Here is a 15,008-nt window from a genome sequence, read left to right as displayed (position 1 = left end):
TAAATGAGCACACGTAAAGTCGTATCTCTTGCAGTTGCACTCGCACTTGCCACCGTAGCAGCCACACCCGCACTTGCCGTCACCGTTTCGCGTGTCGATGGTCAAGCCATGAACCCAAATGGCGAGCCGTTCTCGGTGACCGGTCAGACCACGCTGTCCAAAGGCTCCATCAGCGCCAATTGCACAGCGACCTTCACCGGCACGATCACGCCTACGGGCATCGTCAACATCACGTCCACATCGTTTACCGGCGGCGGGACGTGCGGCCTCATCTCGGGAACGGCCAGCAGCTCCAACCCGTGGACGGGCCAGGCCGACAGCACCACCCAGCTGTCGATCAACAATGCGGCGGTCAACGTGTTCCTGCTGGGCAGTTGCGGCCCCAGCAAGGTCGTGACCGCCTGGAACGATCCGAACTCGTCGCTCACGTTCACCAACGCACTGCTCACGCCGGACTGCACGGTGAGCGGCACGGTGGTGTCGACGCCGAAGTTCCACGTGCAGTAAGCACGTACCCGGTTGACGGGCGGTTGCGCAGCCGCCGTCGATTGGTCTGAAGCATGGGCCCGGCATGTCGGGCCTTGTTTCTTTTGGGATGCGTATTTCTCTCTGGGCAATACCCCTGTCGTCAATGGCGGCAACGCAATGTGCTGGGCGGTGGCATGATCCGGCTTTCGCCGCTGCACCGGGGCAGCGGTCTTTCCCAGGAGCCAAGACATGCGTTTGCTCACCTCTGCCGCCGTGGCCGCCGCGATGGCGGCGTCCATCGGATTTGCTCACGCCCAAACCGCAGCATCCGCTGTGGCTGCCACCGCTGTCAGCACCGCCGCCACGCAACAACGCACCCAGGTGCCCGGCTATTACCGCATGGCACTGGGCGACGACGTTGTGACCGCGCTCTACGACGGCTACACCGATCTGCCCGCCAAGACCTTGCTCGGCCTGAATGCGAAGTCGGTGCAGAGCCTGCTGGCACGGATGTTCGTATCGAACACGCCAGGGATGCAGACGGCGGTGAACGGCTTCCTGATCGACACCGGCGCCAAACGCATCCTTGTCGATACGGGTTCGGGCACGTGCTTTGGTCCGACGATGGGCGGCCTGGCCGGTAACGTCCGTGCGTCCGGCTACCAGCCCGAGCAGATCGACGCCGTGCTGTTGACGCACCTGCATCCGGACCACGCATGCGGCCTGTTGACGCCACAAGGCCAACCGGCCTTCCCAAATGCGCAGGTGTATGTGGCCGCGCCAGAAGCCGATTTCTGGTTGAGCGAAACGATCGCTGCTTCCAAGCCGACCGACATGCAACCGTTCTTCAAGATGGCACGCGACTCGGTGGCGCCATATGCCGCCGCGGGCAAGCTCAAGCAATTCAAGCCGGGCGACGAGGTCGTGCCGGGCGTACGTTCGGTGATCGCCAACGGGCATACGCCGGGGCATAGCGGCTATCTGTTTGCCTCGAAGGGACACAGCCTGCTGGTGTGGGGCGACATCGTGCACAGCCACGCGGTGCAGTTCCAGCACCCGGAGGTCGCGTTCGAATACGACGTCGACAAGAAGGCCGCCATTGCCTCGCGACGCAAGCTGTTTGCGGAAGCAGCGCGGGACAAGCTCTGGGTGGCCGGCGCACATTTGCCGTTCCCGGGCCTGGGTCACGTGCGCCGCGACGGCAACGCCTTCGCATGGGTGCCAATCGAATACGGCCCGCTGCGCACGGACCGCGCAGATTGATTTCGGATTGATCGATTAAGCGCCTGCCGGCCGCTTCATCTTGCAAGTGGTCGGCAGATCCAGGTCTTTGGCCGCGGTTGTGCTCTCCGTCTTGTGGCCCCACTGGGTGCCGTCGTAGCCAATCTTGACGGTCTTTCCGTCCACCGGCGCGATCGTCGAGACTACTTGCGGGAGCAGCAACTGGTGGTCGACCTTGCGCATCGTGACGTCGCCGAGAAAGCTCTGCTTCTGCATGCCTTCCAGCGCCAGCGCAATCTTCAGCGGATCGGTGGAATTGGCTTTGCGGATGGCGTCCGTCACCAGTTCGACGGACAACACAGTGCGCGGCGCGAAGTGCTCCCCAGCGGGCGTCTGCCGCACGCGCGCATCCATCTGCATCAGTTGCGCGTTGCCATTGCCGGGCGTCCATTCCGACACCCAGGTCACCTTGCCGATCTTGGCCTGCGATACGGCAAGCACGGTGCCCGGCGCGCCCGCGCCACTGTGGTTCAGATAGCGTACGTCGTAGCTCATGTCGCCGGCGGCCTTGATGAGCAGGTTCAGGTCTTGCCCCCAGTTGCCGGTGAGGAGTGTGTCAGCGCCCGTCGCCTTGGCCTTCGAGACGTACGGCGCGAAATCTTTCACCTTGCCGATCGGGTGCAGCGTCTCTCCGGTGAACTGCACGTCGGGCCGTGCGGACGAGATCATCTGCTTGCCCAACGACGCCCACAGCCGGCCGTGCGCGTAGTCCTGGTTCAATGAATAGACCTTGCGGATATCGGGCTGCGTCTTCACGAAGTTGGCCAGCGCGCGCATCTTCATCGCCGTGTTGGCCTCGGTGGCGAAATGCCAGAAGCTGCAATGCGCGCCGGTCAGGTCAGGGTCGATCGACGCGTAGTTGATGATCAGCACGCGGCTGTTCGGATTGCGCTCGTTGTGCTTGGTGGCCGCATCCACCATGGCGGCCACGACGGAGGAGCCCGAGCCGCCGGTGAAGACGATCTTCGCACCGGCGTCGATGGCGCTCTGCAGCGCCGACAGACTGTCTTGCGCCGAGAGCTTATTGTCGTAGGTCGACAGCTCGTAGCGCGCACCATTCAGCACGCCTTGCGGTTGTGCGTTGGCGTCGTCGATGCCGAGTTTCAGATTCGCCAGAAACTGCTCGCCCACATTCGAGAGCGGCCCGCTCAGCTGATCGATGAACGCCACTTTGATTGGCGCCGTGTCGGCGGCGTAGGTCGGGTGTGCGAACAGAAACGTTGCCGCACAGGCCGATGCGGACAACAGACGGGCAAAGCGGATCGCTGCGGGCATGTCTCCTCCTTGTGTGTGTTCTCGGCTACCAGGTGTCGATGAAGCGGCGTGTGGCGGGGTCGCGTGCGTGCCGCGGCTGCGCAGGCGGCGTCGATTGCAGCCCGCGCAACAGCCAGCGGCGCGTATCGGCCGGGTCGATCACGGCGTCGATTTCGAGATAACTGGCGATGTTGAGCGCGCGGCCTTCCTCGTAGGCGGCATCGACCATCTTGCGGAACAGCGCCTCGCGCTCGGCAAGGTCTTCCACCGCTTCCAGCTCTTTGCGATAACCCAGGCGCATGGCGCCTTCGATGCCCATGCCGCCAAACTCGCCACTCGGCCACGACGCGGTGAAGAACGGCGCGTGGAAACCGCCCGCGGCCATGGCCATCGCCCCGAGGCCATAGCCTTTGCGCAGCACGACGGTGAAGAAGGGCACACGCAAGTTGCCCGCCGTCACGAACATGCGGCTGACGTGGCGCACGGTGGCGGTCTTTTCCGCGTCCGGCCCGACCATGAAACCCGGGGTGTCGCACAGCGAGACGATGGGCAAATCGAACGCGTTGCACAACTGCATGAAGCGTGAAGCCTTGTCGGCCGCGGCGGAATCGATGGCGCCGCCCAGATGACGTGGGTTGTTGGCGATACAGCCGAAGGCGCGCCCTTCAATGCGGATCAGCGCGGTGATGATGCCCACGCCAAACGCCTGACGCAGTTCCAGAACCGAACCCGTGTCGGCCAATGCATCGATCACGGCGCGCATGTCATAGCTGCGCATGCGGTTTTCGGGAATCACATGGCGCAGGTGGCGCACATCGCCGGCTTCCCAGTGGGTGAGCGCCCCCTGGAAATAGCTCAGATAGCGGCGCGCGGCGTCGACCGCTTCGGTCTCGTCTTCGACGAGCACGTCGATCACGCCATTCGGCGCCTGCACGCTCACGGGGCCGACCTCTTCTGGCGCGTAGACGCCAAGGCCGCCGCCTTCAATCATGGCCGGGCCGCCCATGCCGATGGTCGCGTCGCGCGTGGCGATGATCACGTCTGCGCATCCGAGCAGCGCGGCATTGCCCGCAAAGCAGCGGCCCGAGACGATACCGACGGTCGGCACCAGCCCCGAAAGACGCGCGAAGTGGATGAACGTCGGACAGTCCAGGCCGCTGACGCCACGCTTTTCAGTGTCGCCCGGCCGGCCGCCACCCCCTTCGGCAAACAGCACGACGGGCAGCTTCCACTGCTGCGCCAGCTCCAGCGCCCGGTCGGTCTTCTTGTGATTGAAGGTGCCTTGCGTGCCCGCCAGCACGGTGTAGTCGTATGCGAGCACCATGCAGCGCGCATCCTGATCGGGAAAGTGCGCGCCATTGACGGTGCCAATGCCGGTGATGATGCCGTCAGCCGGTGTGGAGCGAATCAGGTCATCGAGCGCGCGCCGTTGACGTTGCGCAGCGATGGCGAGCGCGCCGTACTCGATGAATGAGCCGGCGTCGCACAGGTGGGCGATGTTCTCGCGCGCGGTGCGCTGGCCGGTCTTGCGGCGGCGGGCAACGGCCTCCGGGCGGTTCGCGTCGAGGCCGAATGCATGGCGGTCGATGACGGCCTGCAGGTCGGGGCGAATGCGGTCGAGGTCGATCTCGGTATCGGCGGCTGCGGCGTCATGTTGTGCGTCATCGGGCTGCAGCACGGCCAGCGGCTGGCCTTCGCGCACCGTTGCGCCCGACTGCGCGCAGACCTGCAGCACACGACCGGCTGCAGGCGCGATGACGACGTGTTCCATCTTCATCGCTTCAATCACGGCCAGCACGTCGCCGCGCGCAACCATGGCGCCGGCTTCTGCGTGGATCTGGATGAGCGCGCCATCCATTGGGGCAGTGAGCACTTCAGCGTCGTCAGGAAGCTCATCGAGGAATGACGTTGCGGGCGTCAGGTCGGGGGTGGCGACCGATGTGGCATGCAGCGCGGGATGCGCTTCGCTGTTGCCGGCGGCCAAGTCGGCGAGCCTTACATCGAGGAACTGCGTGTGCACAGCGTTGGCCTGCACGTCGGCGTCGCGCAGTAGGCTCTGCAGCAGCCGCTTGTTGGTGGCCAGCCCTTCGATGCGGAATTCGCACAGCGCGCGGTACGTCTGTGCCAGCGTCTGCGCATATGTGCCGTGCGGCGCGTGGACGATCAGTTTGGCCAGCAGCGAGTCGAAGCGCGGGTTCGGACGGTAGCCCGCGTAACCGCAGGTGTCGACGCGCACGCCTGGGCCATTCGGTGGTTCGAATGCGGTGAGCGTGCCGGTGGACGGATGCGGTTGTCCTGATGCATCGATGGTCTCGGCATTGATGCGCACTTGCACGGCATGGCCGCGCCGTGCGATGGGTCGCTCAAGCCCCAAATCCGTGAGCGACGCACCTTGCGCCAGTGCCAGTTGTGTCACCACCAAATCAACACCGGTCACCATTTCCGTGACGGTGTGCTCGACTTGCACGCGCGGGTTGGCTTCCATGAAGTAGAAAGTGGCGTGCGGCTTGCCCGCGCCCTCGACGAGGAACTCGAACGTGCCGATGCCGCTGTAGCCTGCGGCCTTGGCGAGCGTGACGGCAGCATCGGCAATGCGCGCACGCAGCGCCTCGTCCAGCGCGGGGCTGGGCGCAATCTCGATCAGCTTCTGGTGACGGCGCTGCAGGCTGCATTCACGCTCACCGAGGTGCACAACGTGGCCATGCGCGTCTGCAACGATCTGGATTTCGATATGGCGCGGCGAGGGCACCAGCGCTTCCACATAGACGTCGCCGCCACCACCTGCGGCAGTGGCTTCAGATACGCAGCGTGCATACGCGTCGGCAATCGCCTGCGCATCGTGCACGGCACGCATGCCGCGTCCGCCGCCGCCGGCCACGGCCTTGATCATCATGCCGTGCGAGGGCGGCAGCGCGGCGAAGAAGGCGCGGGCATCGTCCAGCATGGTCGCGCCTTGTGTGCCGCTGACGATGGGAATGCCTGCCTCGTGCGCAAGCGCCCGCGCACGAGCCTTATCGCCGAAGAGTTCGAGCACGCGCGGTGACGGTCCGATGAACTGCACCCCGGCCTGTGCGCACTCGCGCGCGAAGGCGGCGCTCTCGCTCAGAAAGCCATAGCCCGGGTGGACCGCATCGGCGCCGACGGCGCGTGCGGCCGCAAGGAGGGCCGCACCGTCGAGATATGCGCGCGCGCCGGTGCCGGGCAAGGGCGCAGCTTCATCGGCGCGTAGTGGATGCAGCGCGTCGCGATCGTCTTCGGAATAGACGGCGACCGAGGGCAAGCCGATCGTGGCGGCTGCGCGGGCAATGCGAATGGCGATCTCGCCGCGATTGGCGATGAGCAGTTTGCGAAACGTCATGGAACGGGTGTGGGTTAGATCTGTTCAGCGAGTGGTGCGAGGTCCTGCTTGCGCACCTTGCCGGTAGCCGTGAGTGGCAGCGCGTCGACGATGCGCACGACGGGCACCTTGTAGACGGCCATGTTGTCGCGGCACCAACTGGTAAGGGTGGCGTCATCCAATGTGCCCACGGCCTCGGGCCGCAGCATCACGAAGGCGACGGGAAGCTGGCCGCGTTGTTCGTCGGCGCGGCCCACCACGGCAGAACCGAGGATGGCCGGATGTTTACCGAGCATGGCTTCGATCTCCGCCGGAAATACGCTCATGCCGTTGACCTTGAGCATCTCCTTGCGGCGGCCTAGGTAGTGCACGTATCCCTGTTCGTCGATGCAGCCGATGTCGCCGGTGTGAAACCAGCCGTTGCGCAGGGTTTGCGCGGTGGCGTCCGGCTTGTTCCAGTAGCCTTTGAGCAGCGTCGGCGTGCGTACGCAGAGTTCGCCTTCGGCACCGATCGGCATCAGCTCGTGCGTGTCGAAATCGCAGATCTTGAAGTCGGTGCCTGGCACCGGCAGACCCACGAAAATCGGTTGTGACCGAAGGTCGAAATCGTCGTCCTGCATGCCGACCGTGAAGCTGTTGCAGGTCTGCGTTTCCGTCATGCCCCAGGCGCTCTCGGCCATCATCGAGCCGGTCAGTTCACGCCACGCACGGCGGTACTCGGGGTTGAGCTTTTTTACGAACGATGACACGCCTGTATGCCGCAGCGAGCGTAAGTCGTAGGCATGCACACGAGGATGCGCCATCACCTCGGCCGCGCTGTCGACCAGCATCGAGCCGTTGGTCACGCGGTAGCGCTGCACGCCAGCCATGAAGGCCTCGGCATCCCAGCGCGCCAGCAACACCAGCGGCACGCCAAGGAAGGCAGGGAAGATCAGACCGGTGTTCTCGCCCGCAATCCAGAACTGCGGATAGAAGCTGAGCATGACGGTGTCGGCATCCGCACGCAGCGATACGGCCGAGAACGCGGCCGCCATATCCACCATGTCGCCCTGCGTGTGGATGCAGCCCTTCGGCAGCCCCGTCGTGCCGCCGGTGTAGTTGAGCGCGGCAACTGTATCGAGTGAGGCAGGCGGCAGGGGAATCGGCGTGGTCTGTGCCAATGCGGGCAACAAGTCGATCGCATCGTCGCAGGCCACCGGCGGTTCGGTCAGCATTGTCGGGAGCGGCAGCGTCGGCTCCGCGGGCAGCACGTCTGCGTAACGGGTGACGAAGACGTGCTCGATCGATATTTCGGTACGCACGTCCCGCACCAGGGGCATGAGGCGATCCAGCGCGACGATGGCCCGCGGTGTGGCGTCGCTCAGTGCATGCATCAGCTCGGCGCGCTGCGACAGCGGGCTGATCGGCACATACACGGCCCCCAGTTTGAGGATGCCGAAAAACACCGCATTGAATTGCGGGCAGTTGGACAGGAACACCGCAACGCGGTCTCCAGTGCCGATGCCGTGTTGCGCGAGCAGCGCGGCAAAGCGGTCGGAGAGATCGTCAAGCTGGGCGAACGTTGTGTCGTGCCCGTAGAAGTGGATGGCCGGTTTGTCTGGCGTGGTGCGTGCCCAGTGCCGCAGGTAGTCGGTGAGGGCTACGCGCCCGATTGGATAATGCGGCTCACGTGGGGTATCCACCGGCCATGCGCGCGCCCAGAGCGCGCGAACGCGGCCGAGATACTCGGACTCGTCCATCGCCAAAGCTTGTCTCCGTTGGGTTGTGCAGTGCGTGCGCACAGCGGCGCCGCACTCTCTATACTAAAAAGTAATTTTTTATACCAACGGGTAAGAATATAGAAAGCGTTCTTTGATGCGTCAAGCATTTAAGAGCAATGCTGTCGCCAGATGCGCGTATGCCACGGCGCATACGCGGGCGGCATGCGAAAATATGCGCCATGTCCATCGTCCGCAAATCTGTCGTTCCCGACGTGCAACCGTCTGGTGAATCCGAGGCCCCCGAAGCCTCTGGCGTCACATCGCCGGTCACGCGCCCGCACATCGCCGAGCGGCAGGAGGCCCGCCGCCGGCAGATTCTCGACACAGCCGCGCAGCTCTTCTTCACCAAAGGCTATGCCGGCATGACGATGAGCGACCTCTGCAACGCGCTCGGGGTGACCAAGCCGGCGGTGTACTACTACTTCACCGACAAGTACGAGATCTTCGACATCCTTTGCCGTGAGGCCGCGCAGATCTGCCTGTCGGCCATCCGCGAGACGGCCGATCCGGCGCTGCCAGTGCGAGAGCGTTTGCAGGCGTGTCTGCTGGAAATGGCGCGCCGCTGCATTGCCTGCCATTACGCCGCTGCGCTGACGTATCGCGATCGGCAATACCTGCGCCCCGAAACGGTGGAGTGGCTGCACGGCATGTCGCGGGCGTATTACCGCGATCTCTATGCGCTGCTCGACGAGGGCAAGCGCGCCGGCGTGTTTGACTTTGGCGATGCGCGCGTCGCCGCGCACTCGATGGGCGGCGTCATGGGTTTCATGTACACCTGGCATGACCCGTCGCGCATCGATGCCGAGGTGCTGGCGGTGGAGCTGTCGGGCGCAATGATGAAGATCATTTTGCCGGCCGCCCCGGCATCTGGCGCTAAGCGCGCGTCTTGAGCGCCGCGCCGGCCGGCGCCTTCGGCAACGCAGGCAGGCGGAAGACTTCGGGCGTCATCAGGTCGATGCCACAGTCGAGCGTCTCAACCCATTCGATGAACCGGTTGACCATGGCTTTGCCACGGAAGGCTTGGCCGTGCTGCGGCACGATCCATTCAATATCGAGCCCTCGCACCATCTGCGCCCACAGCCGGCACACGCGGTTGCCGCTCATGTAGCGGCGATGGAAGGGCGCCATCAGCGGCAGGTGCGCGTCAAAATCTTCCACGGGCTTGGCAGCCACATTGGCGTGCACCATCGAGGCCCCCAGATCGCCCGAGAACAGGATGCGCGACACCGGATCGTAGAACTGGAAATTGCCTTCCGAATGCAGGAAGTGCGCCGGCACTGCCAACAGATGCGATTGCCCCAGCGGAATCGCCATGCCCGTATCCGGGATCGGCACGATGCGGCCCTCGGTCTTGCCGACGCTGCAGAAGTGCGGCAGAAAGCGTTCCCACACGCGCGAGATCAGGATGTCGCAGCTTGAGCTTGTCAGCCACCGTCCAGCCGAGGCGACGATGTCGGGGTCTGCATGTGAGGCTAGCACGTAGTCGAGCTGCTTGGGCGGAAAGTACCGGTTCATCGCCAAAAACAGCGCGTTGTAGGTCATCTGACCGCCCGGATCGATCAGCGCGCCGTGGCCGTGATCGACGATTAGGAACTGGTTCGTCTGCACCGGCAGGTCGTCGTGATCGTCGACCAGATCCGAAAACATCAGGCAGACGTGCTCGGGCGTTTCGTAGAGCGTGGTGACCATGGGAGAGGGCGGCGCGCGGTTGGAATGTTTCGATGGTCGCGCAGCGCGTGCCCGTCACACTTGATCCGTGTCAAGGCAGCCGTGGTGTTGGCAGTGGCCCGGGCGAGCCTGTCATCCGTCCCGGGCCGGGTGTCACGTGATAAACTTTTGATTTTTAACGCTTTGCGCGAGCCGCACGCGGGATCGTCCGCTTGGGTCTGGCGCGCCGCCATGCCAACCGGCATGCCGCATCTCCCCCTATGAATACTGCAACGATGTCTGAAGCGTCAGAAGCGCCGGCCAATGAATCGGTGACATTCGACAGCTTCGGCCTGCATCCGGACGTCCTCCGCGCGCTGACCGAAAGCGGTTACACCAAGCCCACACCCATTCAGGCCGCCGCCATTCCGGTGGTGACCGCCGGTCGCGACGTCATGGGCGCCGCACAAACCGGCACCGGCAAGACCGCCGGTTTCTCGCTGCCGATCATCCACAACCTGCTGCCCGACGCCAACACGAGCGCGTCGCCGGCGCGCCACCCGGTACGGGCGCTGATCCTCACGCCCACGCGCGAGCTTGCCGACCAGGTGTACGACAACGTCGCCAAGTACGCGAAGTACACGGCGCTGCGCTGCGCCGTCGTGTTCGGCGGTGTCGACATGAACCCGCAGACTGAGCAATTGCGCCGCGGCGTGGAAATTCTCGTTGCCACGCCGGGTCGTCTGCTCGATCACGTGCAGCAGCGCAGCGTGAACCTATCGCAAGTGCGCATGCTGGTGCTGGATGAAGCCGATCGCATGCTCGACATGGGCTTCCTGCCCGACCTGCAGCGCATCATCAACCTGCTGCCGGCTCACCGCCAGACGCTGCTGTTCTCGGCCACGTTTTCGCCGGAGATCAAGAAGCTGGCCGCGAGCTACCTGCGTCATCCGCAAACCATTGAAGTGGCACGCAGCAACGCCACGGCAGAGAACGTCCGCCAGGTCATCTACACGGTGCCGGACAACCACAAGCAAGCGGCGCTCGTGCACCTCTTGAAGCAGCGTGCGGATCAAGGTCTTCCGCGCCAGTGCATCGTGTTCTCCAACAGCAAGATCGGCTGCTCGCGCCTGGCGCGCGCGCTGGAGCGCGAAGGCATCAACGCCAACGCCATCCACGGTGACAAGACGCAGACCGAGCGCATGCAAACGCTTGAAGCATTCAAGCAAGGTACCGTTGACGTGCTGGTGGCCACCGACGTGGCGGCGCGCGGTCTCGACATCTCGCAGATGCCGTGCGTGATCAACTTCGACCTCCCGTTCAACGCGGAAGACTACGTGCACCGTATCGGCCGCACGGGCCGTGCCGGTGCTTCCGGTGATGCACTGTCGCTGTTCGCGCCGGGCGATGAGCGTTTCCTGGCCGACATCGAAAAGCTGATCAAGCGCAACCTGCCACGCGAGCAACTCGCTGATTTCGATCCGACCGGCGAGCAGGCGCGTGACCGTGAACGTCGTGAGCGAGACGAGAAGCGTGCCCGCGGAGAAGTCCGCCGCGCCCGTGAGCGCGATGAGCGTAATGGCGCCCGCGTGCTCGATCACACGATCGTGCGCCCGGCATTCCGCCCATCGGACGACCCGTTCTTCAATCGCCCGTACGAATCGTCTCTGCCGGCGGAGTCGGCAGAGGCTGCCAAGCCGGCACAAGCGACCGGACATCCGCGCAGTGCCAAGCGCCCGATCGCGGCGCTGCTCGGCGGCGTGCCGCGTAAGCGCTAAGTCAGTCGACCCAAGACGGCGGTGCTCCCGCCGCCAGGGTCAATTGCATCAGGCCGGTTGTGCCAGGCGATTGGCCCATGCCGGGACGGCGTCCCGGTAGAACCCCTCCACATCCCCCGCGCGAATGTCCAGCCTCAAGTGCTGGGCCGCTTCCGTCAACGCGGCCAGCGGTTGATTGCGGTTGATGGCGCGTGCACCCGTCTGCTTGCTGAGTTTCTCGCCGTCGGCATTCACCACCACGGGCACGTGCAGGTAGCGCAGCGCGGGCAGCCCCAGCAGCTGCTGCAGGTAGATCTGGCGCGGCGTCGAGTCGAGCAGGTCGGCACCGCGCACGACATCCGTGATCCCTTGCGTCGCATCGTCCACCACCACCGCAATCTGGTACGCCCACATGCCGTCTGCGCGCTTGAGCACAAAGTCGCCTACGGCTTCAGCCAGGTTCTGGCATTGCGTGCCTTGCCAGCGATCGTTGAAGCAGATGGTGGCGGCGTCGGCATCCGGCACACGCACGCGCCAAGCGCGCGGCGGGCGGCCGTGCAGTCCGTTGCGGCACGTGCCGGGATAGATCAGGGTCTGGTGACGCACGTGGCCGTTGGCGTCGATGCTGGTGACGGAATCCGCAATCTCACGGCGCGTGCAGCCGCACGGGTAGAGGCTGCCGCTGGCCTGCAGTTGCTCCAGCGCCTGTTCAAAGCGGGATAGGTGCGTACTCTGCCACTGCGGGGCTTCGTCGGGAATGAGCCCGAGCGCATCCAGCGTGGCGAGGATGTCGCGATCGGCGCCGGGCACGTTGCGCTGGAAGTCGATGTCTTCAATGCGCACCAGCCACGTGCCGCCGTGTACACGTGCATCCAGCCAGCTTGCCAGCGCGGTGACCAGCGAGCCGATATGCAACGGCCCCGTGGGCGAGGGCGCAAAGCGGCCGCGGTATTGGCCCCGCGACGACATGGTGGATTCCGAAAAATCGAGATTGGCTTGGGACAACGCAACGCTCCAGGCTCAGAAGCCGATGCCGCTATTGTGCGCGATTTGTCCGCACGAGGCCCCTACTGCATCATCAGGGCCTGCCCCAGGCGCGGATCTTCCAGCTTGTCGACCCACCATTGCAGCGCCTTGCCGCGCATGTTGTTGCGCCACGCAACCTGAAACGTGCCCGCACGCTTGTCTTCGGTGGTTTCCTTGGCGATCAGCACGCCTGAATCCAGATACGGTTGCGCCAGCGGTACCGGTAGCCAGCCACAACCCAGGCCACGAATCTGCGCCTGCACCTTGTCTGCCATGGACGGCACGACCAGCGTGTCTTGTCCAGCCATCACACCGATGGTGCGTGCGGGCAGATTGCGCGATGTATCTCCCACGGCAACGATGCGATGTCGCGTGATGGCAGTTGCCGGCAACGGCTCGTCCATTTGCGCCAATGGGTGATGTGCCGCCACCGCAAAGATGAACGGGATGTTGCCCACCGTGCGCGTCTGGATACCCTGCACCTGCATCACCTGTGCCGGCCCGATCAGCAAGTCCGCGCGGCCGGAGAGAAGGGCGTCCCACGTGCCGGCCAGCACCTCCCGACAGAAGCGCAATCGCGTGGCGGTGTTCTCGGCGTAGAAATCCTGGATGACGGGCATGAGTGCGCGAAAGTGCACGAGATCGTCGACTACGATGGTCAACGTGGCTTCCCATCCGGTGGCAAGGCGTTTGACGCGGCGCGCGAGTTCGTCCGCGGCCTGCAGCAGGTGACGGCCTTCGTCGAGCAGCGCACGGCCAGCCGGCGTGAGTTCCGCCCGGTGGCGCCGTCGGTCAAACAGCAGGACATCGAGATCGTCTTCCAGCTTGCGCACCACATAGGTGAGGGCAGACGGCACTTTGCCCAGTTCGTGCGCCGCGGCGGCAAAGCTGCCTTTGCGTTCGATCGCGTCCAGCACTTCCAGAGATTCCAGCGATAGCGCCATGTTCAGAATTTTTGATGTATTGAATCAAAGCCGTACCGCTCAACTATAGCCAATCTGCGTACCATTCACACATCGACGCAGTAATTCGGATAGGAGATTCATCAAAATGATTGAAATCCGCCGCTCTCAAGATCGCGGTTACGCAGACCACGGCTGGCTCAAGTCGTATCACAGCTTCTCGTTTGCCGATTACATGGACCCTGAGCACGTCCAGTTCGGCCCGTTGCGCGTCATCAATGAAGACCGCGTCGCAGCCGGCATGGGCTTTGGCACCCACGGCCACCGTGACATGGAAATCATCAGCTACGTGCTCGACGGCGAGTTGGCGCACAAGGACAGCATGGGCAACGGTAGCGTGCTGCGCCCGGGCGACGTGCAACGCATGACGGCTGGGACAGGTGTGCGTCACTCCGAGTTCAACCACGCGCAGGACCAGACCACGCATTTTCTGCAGATCTGGGTGCTGCCCGCGCAAATGAACCTCACGCCGGGCTATGAAGAACGTCATTTCGACGAGGCTGCCAAGCGCGGCAAGCTCGCCCTGATCGCTAGCGCCGATGGTCGTGGTGGTTCGGTGAAAGTCCACCAGGACTTGGCGCTCTACGCCGGCAAGTTTGATGGCGCAGAAACTGCGTCCTTGTCAATCGCCGCAGGCCGCCGTGCTTATGTGCACGTGGTGCGTGGCAAGGTGAGCGTTAACGGTCGCACGCTGGTTGGCGGCGACGCAGCCAAGCTGACGCAAGAAGAGGCGGTGACGCTCTCTGGCGGCGAAGGTGGCGAAGTGCTGGTGTTCGATCTGCCGTAATGTTCATGGCGCACCCTGTGTGCGCCATTTTTCTTTTCCGTTGTTCCCCCGCGGTACCCCAACCCCAAGAGGATTCCCATGGCACGAGTTGCAGTTGTTTATCACAGCGGTTATGGCCACACGAAGAAGCAGGCCGAGGCCGTATTTGCAGGCATTCAAGGCGCCGGCGCTGACGCGCATCTGATTTCGGTCACCGACGTCAACGACGACACCTGGGCGCTGCTGGCCGGTGTCGACACGATCGTCTTTGGTGCGCCGACCTACATGGGTGGCGTTTCGGGCGACTTCAAGAAATTTGCCGATGCATCGTCCAAGGCTTGGTTCACGGGCGCGTGGAAGGACAAGATCGCTGCGGGTTTCACGAACTCTGCATCGATGAACGGCGACAAATACGCGTCGATCCAGTACCTGTGGACGCTCTCGCAGCAGCACGGAATGATCTGGGTTGGCACGGGCATGATGCCGGCCAACAGCAAGGCCGCTACGCGCAACGACGTGAACTACCTGGCGGGCTTTGGTGGCGCGCTGGCGCAATCGCCGTCGGATGCGAGCCCTGAAGAAGGTCCGCTGCCGGGCGATCTGGAAACCGCCAAGCTGTTCGGCGAGCGCATTGTTGCCATCACCAACCAGTTTGTGCGCGGCCGTCAGTAAAGCGGATCGCTCAAAGAAAAACGCCGGCATGTCCGGCGTTTTTTGTTGGGCAAAGCGCTGTCAGAACCGCGTGCCTGC

12 protein-coding genes are annotated in these 15,008 nt (G+C 64.1%); 6 read left to right on the top strand and 6 right to left on the bottom strand.

From position 1 onward, the window contains the following. Window positions 1–3 precede the first annotated feature (3 nt). Both ACTJK6_RS14150 and ACTJK6_RS14145 read left to right on the top strand, forming a co-directional pair. Window positions 4–507: a hypothetical protein gene (locus ACTJK6_RS14150; protein ID WP_260801908.1), complete on the top strand. Its 504-nt coding sequence runs from the start codon at window positions 4–6 to the stop codon at window positions 505–507. A gap of 210 nt (window positions 508–717) precedes the next feature. Then, window positions 718–1,731, top strand: coding sequence for an MBL fold metallo-hydrolase (locus ACTJK6_RS14145; RefSeq protein WP_316869923.1), 1,014 nt, complete (start codon window positions 718–720; stop codon window positions 1,729–1,731). 15 nt (window positions 1,732–1,746) lie between these two features. Here the strand turns inward: ACTJK6_RS14145 and ACTJK6_RS14140 are convergent, their stop codons facing one another. The 3 genes from ACTJK6_RS14140 to ACTJK6_RS14130 are packed head-to-tail and all read right to left on the bottom strand — an operon-like array spanning window position 1,747 to window position 8,079. Continuing rightward, entirely contained in the window at window positions 1,747–3,024 is a 1,278-nt protein-coding gene (locus ACTJK6_RS14140) for a branched-chain amino acid ABC transporter substrate-binding protein (protein WP_316869922.1), read from the bottom strand. 25 nt (window positions 3,025–3,049) lie between these two features. Then, window positions 3,050–6,361: a carboxyl transferase domain-containing protein gene (locus ACTJK6_RS14135; protein WP_440839405.1), complete on the bottom strand. Its 3,312-nt coding sequence runs from the start codon at window positions 6,359–6,361 to the stop codon at window positions 3,050–3,052. Window positions 6,362–6,375: 14 nt separating this feature from the next. Then, window positions 6,376–8,079: an AMP-binding protein gene (locus tag ACTJK6_RS14130; RefSeq protein ID WP_440839404.1), complete on the bottom strand. Its 1,704-nt coding sequence runs from the start codon at window positions 8,077–8,079 to the stop codon at window positions 6,376–6,378. 200 nt (window positions 8,080–8,279) lie between these two features. Between ACTJK6_RS14130 and ACTJK6_RS14125 the strand changes: the two genes are divergently transcribed. Continuing rightward, a complete protein-coding gene (locus ACTJK6_RS14125; protein WP_440475671.1) occupies window positions 8,280–8,990 on the top strand; it encodes a TetR/AcrR family transcriptional regulator in 711 nt (236 codons plus the stop codon). Here ACTJK6_RS14125 and ACTJK6_RS14120 read toward each other — a convergent pair. Beyond that, window positions 8,974–9,789 carry an MBL fold metallo-hydrolase gene (locus tag ACTJK6_RS14120; RefSeq protein WP_232040617.1) on the bottom strand — a complete coding sequence of 272 codons (816 nt, stop codon included), beginning with the start codon at window positions 9,787–9,789 and terminating at the stop codon, window positions 8,974–8,976. The genes ACTJK6_RS14125 and ACTJK6_RS14120 overlap by 17 nt on opposite strands. Window positions 9,790–10,043: 254 nt before the next feature. On the opposite strand from ACTJK6_RS14120, the gene ACTJK6_RS14115 reads away from it, so the two are divergent. Continuing rightward, a complete protein-coding gene (locus tag ACTJK6_RS14115; RefSeq protein ID WP_392397746.1) occupies window positions 10,044–11,525 on the top strand; it encodes a DEAD/DEAH box helicase in 1,482 nt (493 codons plus the stop codon). A gap of 48 nt (window positions 11,526–11,573) precedes the next feature. On the opposite strand, the gene gluQRS is transcribed toward ACTJK6_RS14115, so the two are convergent. Next, on the bottom strand, window positions 11,574–12,509 hold the full coding sequence (gluQRS, locus tag ACTJK6_RS14110; protein WP_414560855.1) for a tRNA glutamyl-Q(34) synthetase GluQRS: 936 nt from the start codon (window positions 12,507–12,509) through the stop codon (window positions 11,574–11,576). A 62-nt stretch (window positions 12,510–12,571) separates the two neighbouring features. Next, entirely contained in the window at window positions 12,572–13,474 is a 903-nt protein-coding gene (locus ACTJK6_RS14105) for a LysR substrate-binding domain-containing protein (RefSeq protein ID WP_232040614.1), read from the bottom strand. A 106-nt stretch (window positions 13,475–13,580) separates the two neighbouring features. On the opposite strand from ACTJK6_RS14105, the gene ACTJK6_RS14100 reads away from it, so the two are divergent. Together ACTJK6_RS14100 and ACTJK6_RS14095 are read left to right on the top strand one after the other, a co-directional pair. Further along, window positions 13,581–14,279: a pirin family protein gene (locus ACTJK6_RS14100; protein ID WP_440839402.1), complete on the top strand. Its 699-nt coding sequence runs from the start codon at window positions 13,581–13,583 to the stop codon at window positions 14,277–14,279. 78 nt (window positions 14,280–14,357) lie between these two features. Beyond that, window positions 14,358–14,930 (top strand): flavodoxin family protein, encoded by a 573-nt coding sequence (locus tag ACTJK6_RS14095; RefSeq protein WP_232040612.1) that lies wholly within the window; start codon window positions 14,358–14,360, stop codon window positions 14,928–14,930. Window positions 14,931–15,008 lie beyond the last annotated feature (78 nt).

It is taken from the genome of Ralstonia sp. 22086 (assembly GCF_052045975.1).
Taxonomy (GTDB): domain Bacteria; phylum Pseudomonadota; class Gammaproteobacteria; order Burkholderiales; family Burkholderiaceae; genus Ralstonia; species Ralstonia wenshanensis.
This window is presented reverse-complemented; position numbering and strand designations above follow the sequence as displayed.

What these genes read in the sequence shown, in the direction of transcription:
- ACTJK6_RS14105 (WP_232040614.1), bottom strand. Translation starts at nt 13,474, where the DNA reads ATGGCGCTATCGCTGGAATCTCTGGAAGTGCTGGACGCGATCGAACGC.
- ACTJK6_RS14120 (WP_232040617.1), bottom strand. Translation starts at nt 9,789, where the DNA reads ATGGTCACCACGCTCTACGAAACGCCCGAGCACGTCTGCCTGATGTTT.
- ACTJK6_RS14145 (WP_316869923.1), top strand. Translation starts at nt 718, where the DNA reads ATGCGTTTGCTCACCTCTGCCGCCGTGGCCGCCGCGATGGCGGCGTCC.
- ACTJK6_RS14100 (WP_440839402.1), top strand. Translation starts at nt 13,581, where the DNA reads ATGATTGAAATCCGCCGCTCTCAAGATCGCGGTTACGCAGACCACGGC.
- ACTJK6_RS14125 (WP_440475671.1), top strand. Translation starts at nt 8,280, where the DNA reads ATGTCCATCGTCCGCAAATCTGTCGTTCCCGACGTGCAACCGTCTGGT.
- ACTJK6_RS14130 (WP_440839404.1), bottom strand. Translation starts at nt 8,079, where the DNA reads ATGGACGAGTCCGAGTATCTCGGCCGCGTTCGCGCGCTCTGGGCGCGC.
- ACTJK6_RS14140 (WP_316869922.1), bottom strand. Translation starts at nt 3,024, where the DNA reads ATGCCCGCAGCGATCCGCTTTGCCCGTCTGTTGTCCGCATCGGCCTGT.
- ACTJK6_RS14095 (WP_232040612.1), top strand. Translation starts at nt 14,358, where the DNA reads ATGGCACGAGTTGCAGTTGTTTATCACAGCGGTTATGGCCACACGAAG.
- ACTJK6_RS14150 (WP_260801908.1), top strand. Translation starts at nt 4, where the DNA reads ATGAGCACACGTAAAGTCGTATCTCTTGCAGTTGCACTCGCACTTGCC.
- ACTJK6_RS14135 (WP_440839405.1), bottom strand. Translation starts at nt 6,361, where the DNA reads ATGACGTTTCGCAAACTGCTCATCGCCAATCGCGGCGAGATCGCCATT.
- ACTJK6_RS14115 (WP_392397746.1), top strand. Translation starts at nt 10,044, where the DNA reads ATGTCTGAAGCGTCAGAAGCGCCGGCCAATGAATCGGTGACATTCGAC.